The sequence below is a fragment of the Bacillus sp. TCT6 genome, from assembly GCF_056033845.1.
On sequence record NZ_JBVYHX010000001.1, the window covers coordinates 1707280 to 1730903 of the forward strand.

Genomic DNA, 23624 nt, shown 5'->3' on the forward strand with positions numbered 1-23624 from the left:
TGAATGAAGAAAGTATTTGAATACGTATTATTAACAATTGGCTCAATTATAGTAGCAGGTTCATTAGAGCTTATTTTAGCACCTAATGGATTAGTAGATGGCGGGGTAACGGCTATTGCTATTATGGCAAATAAAGTTGCAGGATTGCCGCTTTATGGCGTTTTCTTAGGAATTAATATCCCAATTTTATTATTTACTGCAAAAGTAATGGGAAAGAAATTTTTTATCCGTACATCTTATGCGAATGTAGTTACAACACTCGGATTAATTTATTTAAAACCATTTCCAGCAATTACGACTTCTGAGTTATTAATTGTACTTTATGGTGGAGTGCTGTTCGGAATTGGTGTTGGGATTGTTGTTAAAATGGGTGGAGCAATTGACGGTTCGGAAATGTTAGCAGTTTGGATGAATAAACACTTTAATGTACCAATTAGTACATTTTTACTTGCAGTAAATGCAGTTATTTTCATCTTTGTTGCAATTTTATTTTCAATCGAACAAGCGATGTTCTCATTAGCAATTTTCTATATTGTTACGAAGATGATTGATTTTATATTAGATGGTATTAATCAAGGTAAGAGCGTTATGATTATTTCTGGTAAGAATAAAGAAATAGGCGATTTACTTATGAAAGAATTGCAACTATCTGTTACGTATCTACATGGAGAAGGTGGTTTTTTAGGGGAGCATAAGAGAATCATTTATTGCATTACAAACCGATTCATTTATCCGAAAATGAAAGATCTCGTTCTCTCTGTAGATCCAACCGCTATAATTGAAGCTTCCTATTCAACAGAAACGACTGGTGTGAAACGTCCGGGAAGGAAAGCTAGGTCAGGTGAGTAACTAGAAGAAGGCTGTCCAAAAAGTTATTTTGGAACAACCTTCTTTTTTATTTTGTTGAATTGTTAGTATGTTACAAGTTAAACCCACTGTTAACAAGTTTCCTTGCAACTAGGGAACCAAGCGTCTTTCAATAATGTAGCCAACGTCTCAATTTTATTTTCCGGAATACTACCAAAACCGAGTAATACATATGATTCCTTGCGTAAATCATTCATGAAATCATATGGAGAAAGTGGGTATAATTTAACGCTTTGTTTTTTAGCGGATTCAATCAGTTCATTTTCATTCATACTGTTATGTACACATAATACAATATGAAGTCCGGACTGTTCGCCAAGAATTTGAACATTAGCCCCCATTTCTTTCATAATGGATTTTACTAACGCATGATGTTTTCTTTTATATAGTGTACGACTCCGATTAAGGTGACGTTCCCAATTCCCGCTTTGTATAAAGTTAGCAAAAGCAAGTTGTTGTATTGTAGCCACTGTTTGTTTAAAAATTCCATGCAGTTCTTGATATATTTTTAAAAGATGTGGTGGTAAAACAACATATCCCATTCGTAAAGAAGGTAAAAAAGATTTTGAGAAAGTCCCCATATAAATAACGCGTTCATTTGAATCAAGACTTTGTAAAGAAGGAATCGGCTTACCAGCGTAGCGAAACTCTCCGTCATAGTCATCTTCAATAATGTATCCATTGCAATCATTAGCCCACTTTAACAATTCTAATCTTCTAGGTAAAGGCATAATAATCCCAAGTGGAAATTGGTGTGATGGTGTAACGTATGCGACATTGGCATTTGTATTGTATAAGCTAGAAATATTAATCCCTTTTTCATCCAATGGTATGGGATGGATTTGTCTATCACAGCTTTTAATGATTGCGTGTATACGGTGAAATCCAGGGTTTTCAATGCCGTATTCTTTTGTAGGGCCAAGCAGTTGAAGTAGTAACCAGAGAAGTGGCTGCGTTCCGGCACCGATCACAATTTGATCAGGTGAAGAATGTACACCGCGAGAATGATATAAATATGTTGATATATGCTCTCGAAGAGCGAATTCACCTTGAGGGTCTTCTTTGGCAAATAGTGCATTTTCGTATGTAAGTATGGATTCTTGTAATGCCCGTTTCCAATTTGTAATCGGAAATTTATTTTGATCAATAAGCCCTTGGCTACAATCGTATTCGAATTTTTCGTCTATCAAATTGCTCGTCTTCTTTGCTGCATTTCGTTTTTTATTTGGGATAACGTCAATATCGAAATTTGCTACAAAAATACCACGTTTCGGTTTACTTTCTACATAACCTTCAGCTAATAATTGTTGATAAGCTGATTCAACAGTAATGCGGCTAATATTAAGTTGTGATGCTAAATTTCTGTGTGAGGGTAGACGTGTGCCAACAGAAATAGTCCCTTGTATAATTTCAGCTTTTATATATTCGTAAATTTGCAAGTAAATAGGTGTGTTACTTTGTAATTGCAATGGGATAGTAAAATCCATATAAAACTCTCCTTTAAAACTGACCTTATAAAAAATACTGAAACTGCCACTTAAGTAAAGGGCAGTCACTTTCTATAATAATGATATAACATTTAGAAAATTAAATAAATAGTTAAGGGAGAGTTAAAAATGAATGTTAAAGAAGTAGTAACAGAAGAGCAATTACATGAAGTATTACCTGTTTTACAGCAATTACGAACACAACTTTCAAAAGAGGAAACAGGCACTTTATTTCGAAATATGAAAGAAGAAAATTATAAACTATTCTCGCTGCGTAATGAAGATGATGAAGTTGTTAGCCTTGCAGGTGTAGCGATTTGTACGAACTTTTATAATAAGAAGCACGTTTTCGTATATGACCTTGTAACGGCAGACGCACATCGTTCAAAAGGACATGGAAATGTATTACTTTCGTATATAGAGAACTGGGGAAAGGAAAACGGATGTGAGTCTATCACCCTCACGTCAGCATTTTCAAGAATTGATGCTCATCGTTTTTATGAAAGAGAAGGGTATGATAAGGTGAGTTATTCTTTTCATAAAGAATTATAAATAAGAAGAAGAAGCTGTCTCGAAAAGTTGGGAACAGCTTCTTCTTATTATTATTTCTCAAGTTATTATTGAACCGTAAATAGGTTGTAAGTTATGGTATATGTATTTGAAAAGGTTATATAGTGTTATTGTATCGAATTGTTTTAAGTAATAATAAAGAGAATGATTGGAGCGCTTATACTTGAAAAAAATAAAGAAACTATCAATCCCTAATGATGCTAGAGTTATTGTCATATCGGATATTCATGGAGAATTAAATCTTTTAAAAGAAGCACTACATAAAGTTAACTTTAAAGATGAAGATTATTTAATTATTAATGGAGATCTTTGCGAGAAAGGACGAGATAGCGTAGGTGTAGTAAACTACGTTATGAATCTTGTAAAGAACAATTCAAAGGTTCACGTTGTTGAAGGGAATTGTGAAGTTTTAGTTGATGCTCTTCTAAATGAAAATCCTCGTCTTATTAATTATTTATGTACGAGGAAGCATTCAATTTTTAATGAATGGCTAGAGCAATTGGATTTTTCAGTTCATGAAGGTACTTCAATTCGTGAAGTGAAAGAAGCATTGCTAAGTGAATTTTCACAAGAACTATATTGGCTAACGGAGTTGCCAACAGCGATTGAAACAGAAGATTATATTTTTGTGCATGCAGGGCTAGAAGATAGAGTAGATTGGAAAGAAACAGAGCGCAAAAATGCGATAGCAATGCCGGAGTTTTTTTATAAATCACATAAAGCAAATAAGTATGTAATAGTTGGTCATTGGCCAGTCGTGAACTATTCTGAAGAAGCACCGTCTAACAATCCAGTTATTGATGAGGAGAAAAAAATTATTGCAATTGATGGAGGAAATGCAATTAAAGAAGCAGGACAATTAAATGCATTTATTATTCAGAGGAAACAAACGGGCGATACATTTTCTTATACATATGTAGACTATTTCCCACAGTATGAAGTAATAGCGGATTTTAATGCGAATTCAGAAATGCAGGGCGGAGTGACATATCCGTATTATTACATAGAGCCTATCGAGAAGATGCAAGATTACACCGTATGTAAGCAAAAGGAAACGAATAATTTGCTCACTGTAAAAAATGAATATATGAAACAACTTGAGTCAGGTGAATATACAGTGAAAACCGATATTTCTTGTGCGCAAATAAGCGTTAGGAAGGGAGATATCGTTTCTCTCATTGATGATAGCTGTTCAGGATATGATTTAATTAAAAAAGATGGCGTAGAGGGTTGGATAGAGAAAGGGATTTTGCTTGAGGTGAATAAAAAGGGAAATAATATATTGAGCTGAAATAGGAGGGGATAACCTCCTATTTTTTATTACCTATTTTACAATCACATATTTCAATTAACCTTTTAAATTAGTGGACTGCTTGCTGTCTTTAATAAGTAAATAAATCGTAGTCGGCAGAATGATAAGCGTCATTCCTAAAAGAATTGCTAGTATGCCATAACCACTATAGGGAGCAGAAACGATAAAAGGAAGTATCGCTAAAAAAATCCCTGCTATCATCATTGAAATACTACTAATATTTAAAGCTCTTTTTTCAAGGTGCTTATCATTCCATTCTAATGAAACGGTTGATTTAGTCGTATCAATTTTGGAACTGAAATAACCTATTAATATAAATAAAAGCCCTAATGCTAAAAATATGAAATGATCAAGAGGGAGTGAAAAGCCAAGAGCAATGAGGGCGATGACAATATCGACAAAAAATAAGAATAGTAATATTGTGTTGCCGATCCAATGGAGAAATTTCTGGTTACTCGCTGCTTTAGATAAAGCTAAAAATATAAAGAATAAGAAGGAACATATAATTATATTTACGATTACAAAAGTGCTTTTATCCATTGTTGATGTAGGCGTTCCATTGAAGTCCCATTTCGTAACAATATTTGATGGTAAGAAGAAATATAGAATAATATTTGTGGTAACAATAGTGAGAAATAAAGCAATACTAAATCGATTATTCACTGAATCACCAGCTTTCTAAATCAATAATTGGTATCTAATAACAAAATTATACAATATAATATATGATATTAGTTTTGATTTTTCTGAAAAAACATTATAATTATATATGAAATAAAGAGGAATGCAGGAGGGAATTATGCAAAACGTTGTATTAAAGGGGAAGAAAGTTACAATTCGTACAATAGAAGAATCGGATATAAAAACATTATGGAATATCATATTTAAAGAAGAAAGCCCAGAATGGAAGAAATGGGATGCGCCATATTTCCCGTTCTCAATGCAAGAATACTCTTCTTATAAAGAGAAGATGCAAAATCGTTTGAAAGAAGAACCACTGTCAAATTTAATTATAGAAAATAACGGTCAAATCATTGGGACAGTCGGGTTTTATTGGGAATATAAAATGACGCGTTGGTTAGAGATGGGAGTTGTGATTTATGAGCCAACATACTGGAATGGTGGATATGGTACAGAAGCATTGAAATTATATAGAGATTTGCTATTTGAAAAAATGGAGATTGGTAGAGTAGGAATCACGACTTGGTCTGGCAATGAACGAATGATGAAAGTAGCAGAGAAAATAGGAATGAGCTTAGAAGGTAGAATGCGAAAGTGTCGTTATTATAACGGAACATACTATGATTCTATTCGAATGGGCATGATTCGTGAAGAATGGGAAGCGCTATGTGTAACGAAGGGGTGAGAAAGATTGTACGCTATCATTGCTACATTTGATCGTGTGTTTACTAATAAAATTACAGAATTACAAAATAAATTAACAAATGTAATTGGAACAAATCAATTAGCTGGAGTAGAACCTCATATAACGATTGCGGATTATAATGAGTTGGATGTTAATTTGTATATTGAAAAATTAAAGGAATTTGTAGCTATTCAAGAAAACATGTCTGCAGTCACTTTTCCTTCTGTTGGAACTTTTCCTACTAACGGTACGGTTTTTCTAGCGCCGACTGTTACCGATGATTTATTGAGACTTCATCATTTTTATCATGATCATTTCAAAACTTTTCATGATAATTCAAATTCATATTATGTACCAGGAAAATGGGTTCCGCATTGCACGATTGCGAATCATTTGAATTCAACTCATTTTTTAAGTGTGATGGAGTATATATATGAGAATTTTGATGTTACAACAGCTTCGATTGAAAAGTTAAAATTAATTAAGGTCAATTATGAAAATGGTTCTGCCGTTTCTTCTAGTATATTAGCAGAATATAATTTAAAGAGAATGGAGACATCGAGATGACATATATAATTAGAGAAATGAAGCAAGAAGATATTCAGGCTGTACAATCAGTAGCGAAAATAGCTTGGCATGATACATATGAAGGCATTATCCCGAGAGAGATTCAAGATAGTTTTTTAGACGAGGCATATTCTGATGAAAAAATGAAATATCGCCTTAAAAATACACATTTATTCGTTGCGGAAGAAGAGGGAGAAGTAATAGGATTTGCGAACTTTTCACCTGTTAGACTACAAAACGAAGCAGAATTAGGGGCAATTTATTTGTTACCAGATCAGCAAGGAAAAGGGATCGGAAGTGCTTTATTACAAAGAGGGATTAAGGCATTAAATGGGATACGGAAATTGTACATACATGTAGAAGCTGCAAATGAAAAAGGAAAACGCTTTTATGAAGCGAAAGGTTTTGCTGAATTAGAGCAATTTGAAGAAGACTTTGAAGGACATATGATGCAGACAGTAAGGATGGTTTTATACGTATAAGGAGGACTAGTAATGAAAACTTTTGATTTTAGTGAAAAAGTAGGAAAGCACTTATCAGTATTTCAATCTAATTTCATCATGTCGAAAATAGTAAACCATCAAGGAAATGTACATATCGGTGCTATGCATTTACAAGCCAATGGAATAATCGGATGTCATGAAGCAGTTGTATCTCAACTGCTTCTTATTGTGGACGGAGTAGGATATGTGTGTGGGGCAAATAAGGAAAAGGTAAAGATAGAGGCGGGACAAGCTGTGTTTTGGGAGAAGGGAGAGCTTCATGAAACAAGTACAGAACAAGGATTAACGGCAATTGTTATGGAAGCGGAGAATCTTGAACAAGGGATAGTAATGCCTATTATTCAAGGGGAGTTGTGAAAAATGATAATTAAGGCGAATCAAGAAGATACCAATGAAATATTAAAATATGCGGCTCAATCGCTTTTTGAAGGGACGAGAGGGAATTGTCAATTAAGTACCGAGAAAGCGATTGAAATTACAAAGCCGATTGTAGAAAAAGGAGCATACTATTTAATCATTAAAGAAGAAAATAAAGTAATGGGATGGATATTAATAGGGGAAAATACAGACTATTTTTCTCGTGAAAAACTTGGATTTATATATGAATTGTACGTTTTCCCAGAATATCGCGGGAGAGGATTATCGCGAGAACTGATGGAAGCTGGTATTAAGGAATTAAAGGAGAAGTATTCAGAAATTAGGTTGAATGTATTTGCTGGGAATTTTGCAAAAGAGATGTACGAAGAGTTTGGGTTTGTTGAAAGGCAGGTAATTATGACTTTGAAGTGAGTATTATAGTCGGAATGGGAGAAGAGAAAATAATGATTTAGTGGCTACTTTATCGCTGGAATTTAAAGCCAATAAGTCTTTATAAATATATAAAATAGATGGTTTGCCTTTATTTTATAGTAGATTGATAGAGTATGCTTAAAAAATAAATAAATTACTATTATACAATATATCGTTATTATAGTAAAAGATAAATTTTGGAAAAATATCATTTTTTTGTTTAGAAATTTTTAAATTATTGATATAATCAATTTGTAGAATTAATTATTGGTTAATTTTACTATTTTTAAATTTTAAGGGGGATTTAATAATGGCAGGACAAATTCGTATGTCACCAGAGGAACTTAAATCGAAAGCTACTCGATATGGACAGGGTGCAAATCAAATTGAGGACATTTTACGTCAACTACAAAACTTACAAAATGAATTAAGAGGAGAATGGGAAGGTCGTGCTTTCGAAGGTTTTGACCAACAGTTCAATCAATTAAAGCCAAAAGTACAAAACTTCGCACAGTTATTACAAGAAATTAATATGCAGCTTAATAAAACTGCAGAAGCTGTTGCTAGACATGACGAAGATCTTTCTCGTAATTTCGGTCTACAATAAGACAGATAAAAAGAAATATATAATTTAGCCATGCAACCATACGTTGTATGGCTAAATTACTTTAAAACTAGAGTAAGATACGAAGTCTTTCATTAGATAGACTCGCAGTCGCAGGAGTGATAAGTTGTGAAAAAGTTCAAATGGAGCATCTTGTTGTTTATTATTTTAGCTCTTGTACTATCAACAGGGGTCTCCTATTTAGCATTAAATCAAAATGTTAAGAAAGCTAATGAGAATACTACACCAAAAATGACAGTTGCGTTGGTAAATGAAGATCAGGGCACTGTTTTTGAGGGCAATAAAATAGCGTTTGGAGATCAATTTGTTAAAAATGTAAATAAAAATACGAAACAAGAATGGTACGTAGTTAGTCGCGGGGTAGCAGAAAATGGATTGAAAAATAATAATTACAATATGATGATTGTTATTCCAAATGATTTTTCTAGGAAAGCAGTTGCGATTGATTCAGAGATTCCGGAGAAATTAACGTTAAACTACAAAGTAAATGCAACTGGGAATAAGGATTTGAAAGCTGAGGCAGAAAATACAGCTTCTGTTATTTTAGAAGATTTCAATAAGCAAATAATCGACGTTTATTTTGCGAGTATTATCGGTAAGCTACAAGGTGCACAAGATAATATAGGTAAAATAATTGAAAAAGGAAACGTTCAAACAACTATGTATAAAAAAGATATACATAGTCCGTTAGCAAATTACACAAATCAATTTAAAACAGTACAAGATTATACAGGTGTTTCTGTTAATAGTTTCAAAGGATTTCAGGATGTTTTAAAAGGTTTCGGTCAAGCGTTAGATGAAGGGAATAAATCTAACAGTACGTACTTAGATGGTTTTAATAACTTTCAAAAAATGCAAACTGATAACAATTTGTTAGCGAATAATTTCACAAATCAATTCAATCAATATATGAATGATATGAATACAGGCGATGCTTTAAAGCAATTAAGTGCATTGGAATCAGCTAATAAAAGTATTTCAAATCAATTTACGTTTTCAGAGAAAGAACCAAATATTTTAACTGATGCTTCAGCAGTTCAAAAATATTTAGCAGATGTAAAAAAACAAGTATCTGAATATGATACAGAACTTGCTGGAAAGTTAGAAAGTGATATTCAAGAGACGGTAATTAAGAAGTTAAAGCAATCTATGTCGAATGATGGAAAGCAAGAAATCTTCATAAATACATTAATGAAACAACCAGATGCTCGAATAAAGAAACAAATCGAGAATTTAATTGCGAAATTACCTAGTTTAAACATGGAAGAAATCGGTCAAAGTGATTTACCAGATGCAACGAAATTACAACTGCAAAATGTAATTCAATTTACAAAAAAATATAATAAAGAAAATAATTTTTATTATGATCCTGTAAATAAAATATCTTTAGGAAACGCAATTAAAGAAGTGAAGGATAGACTTTATACAGAGAGAATTACATTTAGTGATACTGCGAAAGTAATTAAAATGGAATCGCCGCAAATTTTGAAGATAAAGATTCCAGAAGAATTTAAATTAGATGGAAGTACAGAAGCTTTATATATTGATGATGTGGATCGTACAAGTGACTTTCTACAAAGCGAAGCAGGAGAAATTACAATAGCTCCTCGTAATGAAGGGGATATAAAGATTGATCTGCATGTGAAGTTAAAAGATCCAAACATCAATATAGATGTTTTCTCTCCTGTAATGTGGCAATGGGAATTGAGTGGGACTCATACAAAAGAAACTAGTCCTGAGAAAGAAGAACCTAATAAAGAAGATAAAGGAACACAAACGGAAAATAGCAAGGTGGAAAATGTGGTTCATAAATCACAGTATGGCATAATGCCGTTAGTACACAATGCTAAAAAACCTATTATCAAAAAAATGGAAAACACAACAGGCAATAATGAAGGAAGCCAAGGAGGCGGAACAGGGAAAGATAACGGAACGGGAGGAAACCCAGGAGGCGGAACGGGAACAGATAACGGAACGGGAGGAAACCCAGGAGGCGGAACGGGAACAGATAACGGAACGGGAGGAAACCCAGGAGGCGGAACGGGAACAGATAACGGAACGGGAGGAAACCCAGGAGGCGGAACGGGAACAGATAACGGAACGGGAGGAAACCCAGGAGGCGGAACGGGAACAGATAACGGAACGGGAGGAAACCCAGGAGGCGGAACGGGAACAGATAACGGAACGGGAGGAAACCCAGGAGGCGGAACGGGAACAGATAACGGAACGGGAGGAAACCCAGGAGGCGGAACGGGAACAGATAACGGAACGGGAGGAAACCCAGGAGGCGGAACGGGAACAGACAACGGAACCGGAGGAAACCCAGGAGGCGGAACGGGAACAGATAACGGAACCGGAGGAAATCCAGGAGGCGAAACGGGAACAGATAACGGTAAAGTTATTGAAAGTACAACGAATCAAGTTATACATCAAAAAACAGAAAAAATACCAGATATTACTTCTAGTGTATTAATAAAAGAAGCAGTAGATACAGTTGAAAGTTATCAAGGTTTAATGAGCCTTTACGAAATGTATTATGGGATTGATTTAAGAACGAAAGATGTAGGTCCTAAGTTAGAAGAGGGAAGTTTAGATGCAATTGCGACGGACCAATCTTTGTACTACGTATTAAATAAACAAAGCTTAATCGATTTAATTTCAAATCTTGTTTCATCAAGTATTACTACAGAAATAAAGCAAGATATGTCAGGTTTAAAACAAAAAATAAACTCTTACCAACAATCCATTACTAGTGCGGATCAAAATTCTATGCTACTAGCGGAGAAATTAAATGGAACGACGCAACAAGCAACTAGTATGAATGAAAATTTAGGAGAGTATGTAAAAGGTTTAGCGAAATGGCGTGAGAATAGCTTAAAGCTAGTTGAAGAGCAGCAAGTAGTAACAACAAATCATGCTGGTGAGCAAACGGCTGTTTTATCGTTAGATTCTGGTATTAAATCATTAATGATGCAAAGTCAGTCATTGGTCGAAAGTTCGAAGCATAGTTTAGCAACTTCAGACGATGTATATAAAACATTTGATCAAATTAATGGACAAGCAAAAGAAATTCAAGACAGCGGAACGACAATTGTTTCAAAAGCTGATTTATTATTAAATGACTTTACAAAGAAAATGGAAGATGATAAATCATTCTCCAAAAACTTTACGAAAATTTTAGCGAATAGTCGTATTGGAGATCGTCAAAATGAAATGCTATATGACTTTTTAGCTAGTCCAGTTCAAAAGCAAAATGATGGAGTAATTGTAGCAGGTAATGCTTTTACACCGTACTTAATTGTATTAACTTGTTTCATTGTTGCATTATTTACAGCATACGCAATTGCGAATCAAGAAAAGAAACGAATGCAATCGGATCATTTTGAAGAGAAATTCTCATTAATTGATATGAATGTACCAACTACAGTAGTAGCTTTCGGTATATCAATTGTGGAAGGAATTAGTATAGGTATCATTTCTGGGCGTCTTTTAAAGTTCGGTCAGGATCAAAGTTTACTATGGATTGCGTTCATCACATTTATTATGATGGCGTTTGTATTGGTCTCAACCTACTTATTACGACAAATAAAAATGGTAGGAATGTTTATACTATTAGTATTTTTAAGCATGTACCTATTTTTAACTGAGGCAGTTGGAAGTAAAGTAGATCAAATGTCTTCTGTCGGAAAGATACGTCAATTCTCACCGCTTCAGTATATAGAAAGTTTTCTAAATGATTTTATTAGTGGTAAAGATACTGGGAAAGTTATTTTTGTCGTATTGTTTGTAATTGCCATTATTGGATTGGTTAGTAATCTATTTGTATGGCATAAGAAATGGGAGGAAAAAGAAGTAAATGATCAAACAATGGAGCATAGTGGCTAAGTTATCATTTCTCTCTATCCTTTTACTGTTTGTCGCGCTACCGATAAGGAGCGCGGCTGACAGTTATCTTGGTGATGATGGGAAGATTAAGTTTAAAGTGGATCGACTTGAAGAAAGCGACCAAGAAAAAAATAAAAAGGAACATAAGGAAACAGAATTAGATAAAGCATCAATTGAGTTATTTAACCAAGATATAGAAGAAGAAATTGAGAAAAAGAAAAAGAAAGAACAAAAAGATATGGAAGCTCTGCGAGATTCTCTTTTTATAAAACAAAAAGAGAATAATAGTGTTAAAGATACGAAAAATAGTTTGTTTAGCAGTGAATACATTGTCAGAAAAAGTGCAGATGAAGTAGCGAGTAATGAAACAATGAATGAAGAGCCAATTAGTATAACAATAATATTATTATTTGGCGGTGGCATTCTACTTATTTGCATCGGTATTTATACGGTTCTTCGTAAAAGTTGGAGGTAAAGCGATGGCAATACAAACACATATTAATGTCACAGTAGATTTTAATAAATGGAATGGAAATACATACGATTTGCGTATTCCGAATCACCAATCTATTAAATATTTATTGAAAAACTTATTAGATACGCTAAAGATTGATAATCATGAAGGTTCACATTTTGTAATTAAAGTGAAAAATAAGTCAATTGTTTTAACAGATAATGATCGTTTAATTGATCACCAAATAACAGATGGAGATATTTTGCAAGTTTTATAAAGAATATTTTTTACTTTTAGTTATTTGAAAATAAGTTATTACGGGTTATAAAGAAAAGGAGAAGAGGATAAACATGACGGAAAAAATAATTCAAATTGATGCAATGAACTATCAATTTCAAATAGAAAAAGAAAATTGGAAATTGGAGATGACCAAATCTCAAACACGTATAAAAGACTTCCGTCAATTCGATATAATTACGGGCGTATCATCTGAATTTGTACCATTAACAATAGAAGAAGCGGATGATATGTTTACGTTTCTATATCAAGTAGATAAAAAATTATATAAGTGGGACAATCTTAGCCGTTTTGGAAGAAATGAGAAATTAAGACTACTTCGGAATGTTGCGCAGTTTCGTAAATATTTAAATAAACGAATCACGTTCTTTTTACATCCAGACAATATAGTTTTTAATGCTAATTTAATACCAAGTATTATACATAGAGGAATTCGAGATATTGTTCCACCAACCCCGTTATCAGAAGAGCAATTTTTAACACAATATAAGTGTCTAATTATTGCTTTATTCTCCCAAAAACATAACTTTGATGATTTGTATGCTGGGTTACTAAAAGATGCAAAAGAAACAACATTTGAACAGACCGTTGCTCAAATGGAAAGCTTAGATGCATTACTGCAGTTTCTTGATGACAGCTTTGAGAAGGAACAAACAAAAACAGAGAAAAATATGCAGTTAGTACCTAAAAAAAGCTATAAATCGTTTAAATACTTAGCTTTTTCCTTCATAGCGGCGACAGTTATTTTAGCTGCTCCTTTAATATATTTCACTTTTATAAAATTTCCTTATCAAAATAAATTGTTAGAAGCAAATGCAAGTTTCATAGCAACTGATTATGACAAAGTCATTACGCAATTAAATGAAGAGGAATTTGAATCATTACCGATTGCATCTAAATATGAGTTAGCATTTGCATACATTACAGCTGAAAAACTAGGTGAAGCTCAAAAGAAATCGATTATGAAAAACATTAGTTTGAAAAGTGATGAAAAGTATTTGCTGTATTGGATGTATAACGGAAAAGGTAATTTTGATAAATCATTAGATTTAGCTAAGACACTTGATGATCCTCAGCTTATTATGTACGGCCTTGTTAAACAAATTGAATCACTGAAAAATAATCCGGATTTATCAGGAGAAGAACGTGATCAAAAGTTAAAAACATATGAGCAACAATTAGATGAATATAAAAAGAAATATGGCAATTCATCAAGCGATAAAAATTTGTCGGACACAGAGAAAAAAGAGTAAGCACTTGATGAGACAGTTGAAAAGGAGCAGTGAACACGGATGGAGCAACTATTAGTATTGACTTATGGAGACAAAATATATAAGTGCACATTACATCCAAATGAGCAATCAATAGTGTCGATTGGAAAAGAGTGGACAAATGATATTACGAATCCAAGTTTAGAACAAGAAATAGAGTTAAAGTGGAATAATGAAGTAAATGCTTGGATGGTACAGGATCAATTAATAGAATTCAATAAGGAAGTTGAGATTGGAAAAACAAGAGATGTGAGCTTGAAAATCTTTATATCTATTATTGGCACAACTAAAGTGTTTGATATCGGAACGAAACTTTCTCTTACAGTGAGTCGAAACGATTACGATGATATTTCTATTACCGGGACTAGTGTAGATTTAATGCTATCTCGCGAAACGTTGTACGATTCTTTTAAAGTGAACGTGTATGGCGGGGATGTATTTCATAATTATACGAAGTTAAAAGATAGCGTTATGTTGGAATCAGGAGACGTATTATATTTTGATGGTATTTTATTGGAGATTGGTAGTGAAGACATTCAAGTACTTTCTTCAGAAGATAAAGTGAAATCTGCGTTACCTATTTTAGTAGAATCAGAAACGAATTATCAAAGTGGTTATCCAGACTATCATCGTTCACCACGTATTATTTACCGTGAACCAGAAGAGAAAATGACAATTGCAAAGCCTTCAAGTATGCCATCAAAACCAACGGAGCATTTAGCAAGAATCATTGCACCTTCACTTGTCATGATTGTCGTAACTGTATTACTTGCTATTTTCATGAAATATGGAATGTTTATTATCGCATCGATTGCGATGACATTAGTAACAATCATTGTTTCTGTCACATCGTATATTAAAAATTTGAAGCAATATAAAGTCGACATTGTTGAACGAGATAAAAGCTATAGAGAGTATATAAAACAAAAAACGAAAGATTTACATGCAGAAAGTGAAAAACAGCGTCACGCATTACATTATCACAATCCAAATGTAGAAGTAATACGTAATATGGCAGTTCAAGTAAATCCTCGAATTTATGAAAAAACAATGTTACATCATGATTTCTTAACATTTAGCGTTGGAACAGGACAAGCTAATACGAGTTTTGAAATTCAATTTAATGAAGAAGAATTTAGTCAAACGAAAGATGAATTAATTGATATAGCACGTGAACTAAGACAGCGTTATCTATCATTGGAAGATGTACCAGTTGTAACAGATTTAATGAATGGACCAGTCGGTTATATTGGTCAACGCTCTTTAGTGTTAGAGCAATTACAATTATTAGTTGCACAAACGGCTTTATTCCATAGTTATTATGACTTGCAGTTTATTACTATTTTTCCGGAAGAAGAAAAAGAAAAATGGGATTGGATGCGCTGGTTACCTCATGGAAGTGTTCGCGATATAAATGTACGTGGATTTGTATACCATGATCGTAGCCGTGATCAAGTGTTAAATAGTTTGTATCAAATATTGAAAGAACGAAAATTAAAACTAGATGAAAAAAGTTCTACTAATGAAAAAATGTACTTTGCACCGCACTATGTCGTTCTCATTACAGATGAAAAACTAATATTAGACCATGTTGTTATGGAATTCTTTAATGATGATCCGAGTCAATTAGGTGTATCACTTGTATTTGTACAAGATGTTATGCAAAGTTTACCGGAGCATGTGAAAACGGTAATAGATATAAGAGATGCAAAACAAGGGAACATCATCTTAGAGCAAGGAGAGCTTGTTAACCGTCAATTTAAACTAAATCATGTGCCAAAAGGGTTCAATTTAGAAGATATTTCAAGGGCATTAGCACCATTAAATCATTTGCAAAACTTAAAAAATAGTATTCCAGAAAGCGTAACATTTTTAGAAATGTACGGCGTTGAAAAAGTAAAAGAACTGAATATTACAAGTCGCTGGGAGAAAAATGCAGCGCATAAATCTTTAGCTGTACCACTTGGATTACGTGGGAAAGAAGATATCGTAAACTTAAACTTACACGAAAAAGCACACGGACCACACGGGTTAATAGCAGGTACAACAGGTTCAGGTAAATCAGAAATTATACAATCGTACATTTTATCTCTAGCAGTTAATTTCCATCCGTACGAAGTAGCCTTTTTACTAATTGACTATAAAGGCGGCGGTATGGCGAATTTATTCAAAAACTTACCGCATTTATTAGGAACAATTACGAACTTAGATGGAGCACAAAGTATGAGAGCGCTCGCATCAATTAAAGCTGAATTACAAAAAAGACAACGATTATTTGGGGAAAATGATGTAAACCATATTAATCAGTATCAAAAACTGTATAAAGAAGGCTTAGTAAGTGAACCGATGCCACATCTATTTTTAATTAGTGATGAATTCGCGGAACTGAAGTCAGAACAACCAGAATTTATGAAAGAGTTAGTTTCAACAGCGCGTATCGGTCGTTCACTCGGAATCCATTTAATATTAGCTACGCAAAAACCGAGTGGTGTTGTAGATGATCAAATTTGGAGTAACTCGAAATTCAAACTAGCACTAAAAGTTCAAAATACGTCAGATAGTAATGAAATTTTAAAAACACCGGATGCTGCTGAAATTACATTACCAGGACGTGCTTACTTACAAGTTGGGAATAATGAAATTTATGAACTATTCCAATCAGCTTGGAGCGGAGCAGACTATGTAGAAAACAAAGAGGATAAAGAACATTTAGACGCAACAATCTATGCAATAAATGATCTAGGACAATATGAAATATTAAGTGAAGACTTAAGTGGACTTGGTAGCAGTAAAGAAGTAATAAGCGTACCATCTGAACTGGATGCTGTTATTGACTACATTCACGATTACGCAGAAATAAATGAAATTGAAGCATTAGCAAGACCGTGGTTACCACCACTTCCAGAAAGCGTATATTTACAAGACTTACATGCTATTCAGTTCAAAGAAGCATGGACGAAAGAAAAGAAACCATTACAAGCAACAATTGGTCTACTAGATCAGCCTGAATTACAATCACAAACACCATTAACACTAGATATTAGTAAAGACGGACACGTAGCGGTCTTCTCAAGTCCAGGCTACGGAAAATCAACATTCTTACAATCAGTCATTATGGATGTAGCTCGTCAGCATAGTCCGGAGCATTTGCATGTGTATTTATTAGACTTCGGAACAAATGGTTTAATGCCATTAAAATCTTTACCGCATGTGGCAGACATCATTACATTAGACCAAGTTGAAAAATGCGAGAAGTTTCTTCGTCGCATAGAAGACCTATTAAAAGATAGAAAGCAATTGCTAAGTAAATATGGCGTTGCGAGTCTTGAAATGTATGAGAGAGCTAGTAAAGAAGTATTACCAACAATATTAATTACATTAGATAACTATGATGCTGTTAGAGAAGCTGGATTTGTCGAAGATTTTGAACGCATTATTGCACAAATTGTACGTGAAGGGGCAGCGGTAGGAATTCATTTAATGCTTACAGCTACACGTCAAAATGCATTGAGAGTACAAGTAAATACAAATATTAAACTACAAATTGCTCTATATATGATAGATGAGGCAGAATCTAGAGCGATTGTAGGAAGAACAGAGTTGAAAATTGAAGAATTAGCAGGACGTGGTTTAGTTAAAATTGACGAACCAACAATCTTCCAAACAGCTTTACCGACAGATGGAGAAGATGTCCTTACTCGAATTGAAAATATACAAGCTGAAGGAAAAGAGATGGATTCCTTCTGGGATGGAGAAAGACCGAAAGCAATTCCTATGGTACCTGAAGTTCTAGAATACAAAGAATTTATTGCATGGCCAGAAACAAGAAAAATTATTGAAGCAGGCAAACTAACATTTGGTGTAGAAACAGAAAGCGTTACACCTCTCGAATTAGATTTAACGGAAGCGTCTAATATTGTTGTAGGGGGAATCAAGAAAGATGAAGTTGAAAATGTAGTTCATCAATTCCTTCAACAGTTAGCAGACAGTGGACACTTTGACCTAGGTTTAATTGATACAAGAACACGCAATTTCTCAAACTATAGAGAGAGCGCTGCTTTATATGTAGCTGAAAAAACAGGAATTGAGAAAACGATTAAACAAGTTACAAATGCTTATAAATCGAGAGAAGCGGCGTTTAAAGAGGAACAGGAAGCATCAAGTGAAACAGTGAACCCGGCAGAATTTATTAAGAAATTTAAGCCGATTGTAATCGTAATTGCAGATGTAAATGATATTTTAAGTAATTTAGAGGATAGCGATATATATAGTTTAGCGGAATTAATAACAAATGGTGCATTTATGGGCATCCACTTCGTAATTGGCTGTGATGTTGATTCAATTGACAGTCGATACGACTTAGTTTCAAAAACAATAAAAACGCAATCTCATGTTATTTTACTTAGAAAATCATCAGGCCAAATGGTCTTCGATGTATCTAATAAAGATTTAAGTAGTACAAAATTAAATCCATTTGAAGGGTATTTTGTTGAAAATCGTTTTGCTACTAGAATTAAAGTGCCAACTATTTAAGGGGGGATTTGCATGGGGATAGAGGAATTAAATAGTCAAAAATCTGGTTTATTAAGTAGTATAAGTCATCAACAAGGGCAATTGGCTGAACTACAAATGAAACTAAGAAGGCTAATAACTGCTAAAGGGAAATTTGTAAATAATCTTGAAGCAATTAAACAAAATCAAGAGCAGTTTAAGTCCTTAGAAATAAACGAGAGTAGTTGGAAAGGGCAAAGAGCAACTACTTTTAAAGAAACATATGAACAACAAGTCATTTCGAATTTAGGGAAGTTTATCGGAGAACTAGGGAGAGTGCAAGAAGACATCGATCAAGCTATACGGCGGCTTGAAAGAGAAATCGCTACATGTGAGTCTAGTATTCTTTCTCTAAGTAGAAGTGTTTCAATGGTTGACGCTAGTATTCAAGTAGAAGTACAGAAGGCGGGGAAATGATAAATGGGGGAAATTAAATTAAATAAAGGGGTATTTGATGCGAAAGTAAGTGATTTGAAAAGTGGTGCTAGTGATTTAGGTAAGACTAAATTTAATGGTATGCAGTTACATCGTACGAATTTAAGTAAACTGAAAAAATATTGTGAAGCGATTGAAAAGTTATCGAAAAAAGTGCAGCAATATGAACAAATACTACAAAAAGATATTAGTAGAATTCAGCAAACAGGACAAGAAATGGTTCAGCAAGATGAAAAGCTTGGAAAAGATTTGAAAGACAGTTCAGCTCACCGTGCTATGTAAAGGGAAAGGAGGGGGAAAATATGAGCAAAATCATAGAGTTACAAGAAGTAAAAGAACTGCAAGAGCGCTTTAATTCAAGTGCTGAAGAGTTAAATCAACATTTGGAAACATTGCAGCAAAAAATAGAGGACTTTACACAAATTAACTCTTTTCAAGGAAAAGCTGCTGATACTATTAAGAATCATTTATCTACAGTTCATGGAGCTGTTATCACTGGATTTACAGTTACAACGGAAATGTTAAAAAGTCAATTTCAAAAAGCAATAGAGGAGTTTAACAGTGAGGTTGACAGTGATGCAGATGCAAAAATTCATGGAAGTTATTTGGATGATGTAAAGAAAAAAGTTCATGGATATAGTGAGGGATTCAGCCACTCTAGTGAAGAGGCAAAAAAAACAGTAGGTACGATTAGTGACATCGTCGCAACTCAATACCCATCATCATCAAGTATCACTGAAGGCGCTGTAAAAAGCCAAAAAGAAATCAGTGATACATTAGAAAAATTAGAGACTTATAATAGTAAACAAAGTGACCTGCAAGAGTTTGATGAATTAATGCATAAAATAGATGAGGGAATGCAACAAATAAAAGTGAATAATGGAAATTTGTCTATCGCTGCAATAGGGAAGCTTATATCTAGCGTGGCAATTGGAAATATCATTAAGGTAATGGCAGATACAATGACCAAATTCGACATTAGTGTTAAGGGAACTAAGGCTCTTTTAGCTTCCTATATACGCATGCATTATGTTAAAAAGAATTATGCTTTAGACGTCCTTTTTGATCCTAAAGGTCGAAAAGGGAAAGGAGTATATGAACTATCGACATTAAAGAAAGAAGATTTGGTTAAAGTAGCAAAAATCCTTACAATGGATAATAATGATGATGTTTTAGTTCGATTTATCAAGAATAAATTAGAATTTGAATTTGGTGATTTAAAAACAACAAATGCACAAATAAAAAAAGCAAGAAAAACCATTTTAAAATTACCAGAGTTTCAAAGTTATCAAGATTTCCACGTTGATTGGGAGAAGAAAGGATTGCCTACTGCAATTGGGGAGAGAGGATTGAGTGCATTTAAGACTGCTTATGCAGACGGTTTAAAGGATTTACATCCTGGAAAATGGAAAGAAATGTTTAAAGGTATGGGGAAACCGGCCACAGTATTGAAAGGAGCAGGTATTTTTGGGGCTGTTGTGTCAGTCGGAGGGAATGTTGTAGACGCTACTAAAGATGATGGTTGGCAGTTACATGATGTAGCTGATATAGCAACAGATTCAGCTGTAGATATTGGAGCAAATGCTGGAGCGATGGCCACTGGTGCTGTAGCAGGGTCGTTTTTCCTTCCGCCGCTTGGAACTGTGGTTGGAGCTGGTGTTGCCGTAGGACTTACATGGGCAATTAATAAAAAATGGTCTTTTTTAGGAGGAGAAGACAATGCAATTGATCTTGCTAAAAAAGGAGTTAAAAAAGTAACACACAAACTTGGATCTATATTTTGGTAATAAGACTACAAGAAAGGTGCATATAGGTAATGTGGAATATAAAAGAAGAAGATTTAGATAAATTTCGGATGACATGTAAACGTCGATTAAGTCCTGAAGGTGCTTTTGGATTTATGATAGGAACAATAGTGTTTGTTTCAGTAATGATGTTTTTTCTTATTGGTACTTTAGTAACGTTTGGTTGGGACTATTATACTACTTTCTTTGAGAAAACAATCGTTAGAATGGAACTTGTGTTATATAGCTTACAAATAATTTTTTTAATTCTATATTCATTTCCAAAAGCTCGATTTAAATTTCAAAAGTTACAAACATTTGTTGTATTATTATATGCATTTCAATTAGGTACGATATTATTCACGGCTCTAATTCTTCCTGGAATGTCTGATTATACAATTGATCGAATTACATTAGTATATGTAGGTTTCTTATTTTTTGGAGCAGTGATTGTTCATATTGTGACAACGATTGATACGTTTAAACAGGCAAGTGAAGGTGCGTTTAGTATGAATGAAAGATCCGCTTCCTTTTTTAGTAAAACAAAAGGAACTATGATGAAAGTTGCTTCAATATACGCATTACTCCTACTTATTTTGATTTATTTTCATAATGATTATGCGTTTGATACTTTTATTGGGTATGTAATAGGTACTGTTTTAATGTATACGATAGCCATTGGTGCAGCTGAATTTCAGCTATTAGCGTATTGTAGATTTAAATTCCCTTCATTTAACATATCGTGGGAGCAACATAAAAGAGAGACTCCAAGATATCAAAAGAAAAATAAAAAAGGTAAATCAAAACGTAAGGCGTAAAGGAAATGAGTATAGTAGGTTTAAATGTTCGCCATTTACTATAATGTGGAAGGAATATGAAAGAGAGCGTAAGTGACATTTGAAGAAACAAAAGAATATATAGCCAAGAGAAAGAATAGTAAAAGGAGTAGGTATTATGAAAATTCAATATAAAGCATTATCACTTTTAAATTTAATTAGTATTACTCAAATTGTAAAAAAAGAAGATTGGTTATTACCTGCTATCGCACTGAGAAATCAAGTTGTTCATAATGGAATATATGCTGTAGGTCCTGTTCTTTTTAAATATCAGCCATTGGAAAATGAACCAGAGTACGGTGAATATACGTATTCTGTTCCAGTAAATGAGCGTGTTAAATTGGGAGAGAATTCTGCATATGAATACGTTGATGGATTAATTATTGAAGAGGCATTAAGTGTTCGATTTACTGATGAAGATGGTGATATTGAGGAGGCTTATAATTTAATACATGAGTTTGCAGAACAGCATCATATCAAGTTAGATAATGGTTTTTATCACGTATGTTTAGACGTATACGGTGACATGTGGCTAGATATTTATGCTCCTATTAGAGAAGTAGGTGAAACAATAAAATGATAATTGAAGGACAAAGTATTGCATATACAAATGTTGTTTCGAAAGAGTACTATTTTCATTACGAAGATATGGAAGAAGCAATTGAACATTTTATGTCAGAAATTGCAACAGAGAATTTAACAGTAAAAGGTCCGATGTTTTATGCTTTGAAAAATATACCATCTGATGAAAATATGTACGTTGAATTATTCATGCCAGTGAATGAAGATAAAATTCCAGCATCAGAAACACTTCAATTTAGGAGCTATTATTATGTTGATGAGATGCTCATGAAACGATATACGGGAGATTATGAAAAATTAACAGAGCAGGTATATGGTGAAATGCTTCTGTATATGGAGGATAATAATCTGAATTTAGCCTCGCCAATTTATCATGTGTTTAGCGGTGATGAGTCTTTACAGTATGTTGAAGTGAAGATTGCTGTATTTAATGAAGAATAATATTTTAAGCTTGTGGCTTTTAACATATGGAAACATCATGAAATATCATAAAAGAGATAGTTTTGAATAGGGTTTGGGGAAATATCATAAATAAAACCTTCTCTTCTCGTTAGAATGAGGAGGTTTTTCGTTCTCAAATTTATATGTAATTAACTTAATATTTCGACATGCGATTTTCAACGGGCTCATTCTGTATTGGTAGTAGTTACGTGCTATAGTTCGCTTTGTTGCTAGTTTGAAGGGGAAAGTTTATTCAAAAGTCAATTTGTAAAGAGGGGAAGGTGTTATTTTGATTAAGGATCGGAATGTTTCAGAAACAGAGCAAAGTTTTTTTCAAAGGACAATAGTATCTATCTATCAAGCGTTAGAATTTATAATGAAATATACAATGATTCTAATAATAATAATGTCAATATTTGTGATAATTGCTGCTGTTTATTTTAAAATATATGAGGGTATAGGGGCGGGTGTATTCCTCTTAATTTCGTCATTATTTGCATATTTGGTGTTTTTTAAGAAAAGTAAAAATGCCTAAATTAATAGCAAAAATAAAATTCCAAAGATTAACAACTATAATACGTTATTTGAAGAGGGAAAGTTTTGAATATGGCATGAATGTATAACAGTAAGAAAACCTTCTCTTTTCGTTAAAATGAGAAGGTTTTTATTTTTAATCTATATGATTTAAGTAAAGGTAGTTAAAGGTGGAAAACTTGGATATGGAATATAAAAAAAGAAGATTTAGATAAATTTCGGATGATATGTAAACATCGTTGGAGTCCTGAGGATGCTTTAGGATTTATGATAGGAACAATAAGGGAACGTAATGAAACTAAAAATGCCTAGAGTAACTGGTGACAGTATGAAGTTAAAGAGGAAAGCGAAGCAAGATTATGTGAATTATGAAAAGTCTTTTCATAATAATAAATCATTCTAAGGGAGCTGATTTGTTTTGAAGAATGGAAGATCAATTTGCAGCTAAGTTTAAAATGTGGCGGAGTA

At 33.5% G+C, this 23624-nt stretch carries 23 protein-coding genes; 21 read left to right on the plus strand and 2 right to left on the minus strand.

From position 1 onward, the window contains the following. The first annotated feature begins 3 nt into the window (after positions 1-3). A complete protein-coding gene (locus AC0ONG_RS08735; protein ID WP_000755126.1) occupies positions 4-849 on the plus strand; it encodes a YitT family protein in 846 nt (281 codons plus the stop codon). 89 nt (positions 850-938) lie between these two features. Here the strand turns inward: AC0ONG_RS08735 and pdxR are convergent, their stop codons facing one another. After that, on the minus strand, positions 939-2354 hold the full coding sequence (pdxR, locus tag AC0ONG_RS08740; RefSeq protein WP_081143887.1) for a MocR-like pyridoxine biosynthesis transcription factor PdxR: 1416 nt from the start codon (positions 2352-2354) through the stop codon (positions 939-941). Between the two features lie 129 nt (positions 2355-2483). Between pdxR and AC0ONG_RS08745 the strand changes: the two genes are divergently transcribed. Together AC0ONG_RS08745 and AC0ONG_RS08750 are read left to right on the plus strand one after the other, a co-directional pair. Continuing rightward, complete coding sequence (locus tag AC0ONG_RS08745; protein ID WP_001101124.1) at positions 2484-2906, plus strand: GNAT family N-acetyltransferase; 423 nt, start codon at positions 2484-2486, stop codon at positions 2904-2906. Positions 2907-3087: 181 nt separating this feature from the next. Then, positions 3088-4215, plus strand: a complete 1128-nt coding sequence (locus AC0ONG_RS08750) for a metallophosphoesterase (RefSeq protein WP_000721389.1) — start codon at positions 3088-3090, stop codon at positions 4213-4215. A gap of 57 nt (positions 4216-4272) precedes the next feature. Here the strand turns inward: AC0ONG_RS08750 and AC0ONG_RS08755 are convergent, their stop codons facing one another. Continuing rightward, complete coding sequence (locus tag AC0ONG_RS08755) at positions 4273-4899, minus strand: DUF1648 domain-containing protein (protein ID WP_001065176.1); 627 nt, start codon at positions 4897-4899, stop codon at positions 4273-4275. A gap of 136 nt (positions 4900-5035) precedes the next feature. Between AC0ONG_RS08755 and AC0ONG_RS08760 the strand changes: the two genes are divergently transcribed. The 18 genes from AC0ONG_RS08760 (at position 5036) to AC0ONG_RS08845 (ending at position 23157) form a co-directional block, all read left to right on the plus strand. After that, positions 5036-5602: a GNAT family N-acetyltransferase gene (locus AC0ONG_RS08760; RefSeq protein WP_001181851.1), complete on the plus strand. Its 567-nt coding sequence runs from the start codon at positions 5036-5038 to the stop codon at positions 5600-5602. Between the two features lie 6 nt (positions 5603-5608). Continuing rightward, a complete protein-coding gene (locus tag AC0ONG_RS08765) occupies positions 5609-6169 on the plus strand; it encodes a 2'-5' RNA ligase family protein (RefSeq protein ID WP_000270898.1) in 561 nt (186 codons plus the stop codon). Then, positions 6166-6651: a GNAT family N-acetyltransferase gene (locus AC0ONG_RS08770; protein ID WP_000221053.1), complete on the plus strand. Its 486-nt coding sequence runs from the start codon at positions 6166-6168 to the stop codon at positions 6649-6651. Before AC0ONG_RS08765 ends, AC0ONG_RS08770 begins: the two co-directional genes overlap by 4 nt. A 12-nt stretch (positions 6652-6663) precedes the next feature. Beyond that, entirely contained in the window at positions 6664-7029 is a 366-nt protein-coding gene (locus AC0ONG_RS08775) for a cupin domain-containing protein (protein ID WP_000846433.1), read from the plus strand. Between the two features lie 3 nt (positions 7030-7032). Next, positions 7033-7461 carry a GNAT family N-acetyltransferase gene (locus tag AC0ONG_RS08780; protein ID WP_000584237.1) on the plus strand — a complete coding sequence of 143 codons (429 nt, stop codon included), beginning with the start codon at positions 7033-7035 and terminating at the stop codon, positions 7459-7461. Between the two features lie 310 nt (positions 7462-7771). Continuing rightward, a complete protein-coding gene (locus AC0ONG_RS08785; RefSeq protein WP_000918601.1) occupies positions 7772-8068 on the plus strand; it encodes a WXG100 family type VII secretion target in 297 nt (98 codons plus the stop codon). Between the two features lie 126 nt (positions 8069-8194). Continuing rightward, positions 8195-11971, plus strand: coding sequence for a type VII secretion protein EsaA (esaA, locus tag AC0ONG_RS08790; protein ID WP_086398531.1), 3777 nt, complete (start codon positions 8195-8197; stop codon positions 11969-11971). Continuing rightward, a complete protein-coding gene (essA, locus tag AC0ONG_RS08795; RefSeq protein ID WP_000595661.1) occupies positions 11943-12446 on the plus strand; it encodes a type VII secretion protein EssA in 504 nt (167 codons plus the stop codon). The genes esaA and essA overlap by 29 nt, the downstream gene beginning before the upstream one ends. 4 nt (positions 12447-12450) lie before the next feature. Further along, positions 12451-12702 carry an EsaB/YukD family protein gene (locus AC0ONG_RS08800; protein WP_001007566.1) on the plus strand — a complete coding sequence of 84 codons (252 nt, stop codon included), beginning with the start codon at positions 12451-12453 and terminating at the stop codon, positions 12700-12702. Between the two features lie 73 nt (positions 12703-12775). Then, positions 12776-13975 carry a type VII secretion protein EssB gene (essB, locus tag AC0ONG_RS08805; protein WP_000136616.1) on the plus strand — a complete coding sequence of 400 codons (1200 nt, stop codon included), beginning with the start codon at positions 12776-12778 and terminating at the stop codon, positions 13973-13975. A gap of 39 nt (positions 13976-14014) precedes the next feature. Further along, positions 14015-18526 (plus strand): type VII secretion protein EssC, encoded by a 4512-nt coding sequence (essC, locus tag AC0ONG_RS08810; protein ID WP_136996967.1) that lies wholly within the window; start codon positions 14015-14017, stop codon positions 18524-18526. Between the two features lie 12 nt (positions 18527-18538). Continuing rightward, on the plus strand, positions 18539-18961 hold the full coding sequence (locus AC0ONG_RS08815) for a YwqH-like family protein (protein ID WP_000510565.1): 423 nt from the start codon (positions 18539-18541) through the stop codon (positions 18959-18961). A 3-nt stretch (positions 18962-18964) separates the two neighbouring features. Continuing rightward, entirely contained in the window at positions 18965-19261 is a 297-nt protein-coding gene (locus AC0ONG_RS08820) for a TIGR04197 family type VII secretion effector (protein WP_000503886.1), read from the plus strand. A 20-nt stretch (positions 19262-19281) separates the two neighbouring features. Continuing rightward, positions 19282-20766: a T7SS effector LXG polymorphic toxin gene (locus tag AC0ONG_RS08825; protein ID WP_000034621.1), complete on the plus strand. Its 1485-nt coding sequence runs from the start codon at positions 19282-19284 to the stop codon at positions 20764-20766. Between the two features lie 29 nt (positions 20767-20795). After that, complete coding sequence (locus tag AC0ONG_RS08830) at positions 20796-21581, plus strand: hypothetical protein (RefSeq protein ID WP_000267116.1); 786 nt, start codon at positions 20796-20798, stop codon at positions 21579-21581. 136 nt (positions 21582-21717) lie between these two features. Further along, the gene (locus AC0ONG_RS08835; protein WP_000701786.1) at positions 21718-22179 is read left to right on the plus strand and encodes a DUF5085 family protein; all 462 of its coding nucleotides are present in this window, start codon (positions 21718-21720) and stop codon (positions 22177-22179) included. Further along, positions 22176-22622, plus strand: a complete 447-nt coding sequence (locus tag AC0ONG_RS08840; RefSeq protein WP_000582719.1) for a DUF5085 family protein — start codon at positions 22176-22178, stop codon at positions 22620-22622. The genes AC0ONG_RS08835 and AC0ONG_RS08840 overlap by 4 nt, the downstream gene beginning before the upstream one ends. A 289-nt stretch (positions 22623-22911) precedes the next feature. Next, complete coding sequence (locus AC0ONG_RS08845; RefSeq protein ID WP_000588631.1) at positions 22912-23157, plus strand: hypothetical protein; 246 nt, start codon at positions 22912-22914, stop codon at positions 23155-23157. Positions 23158-23624 lie beyond the last annotated feature (467 nt).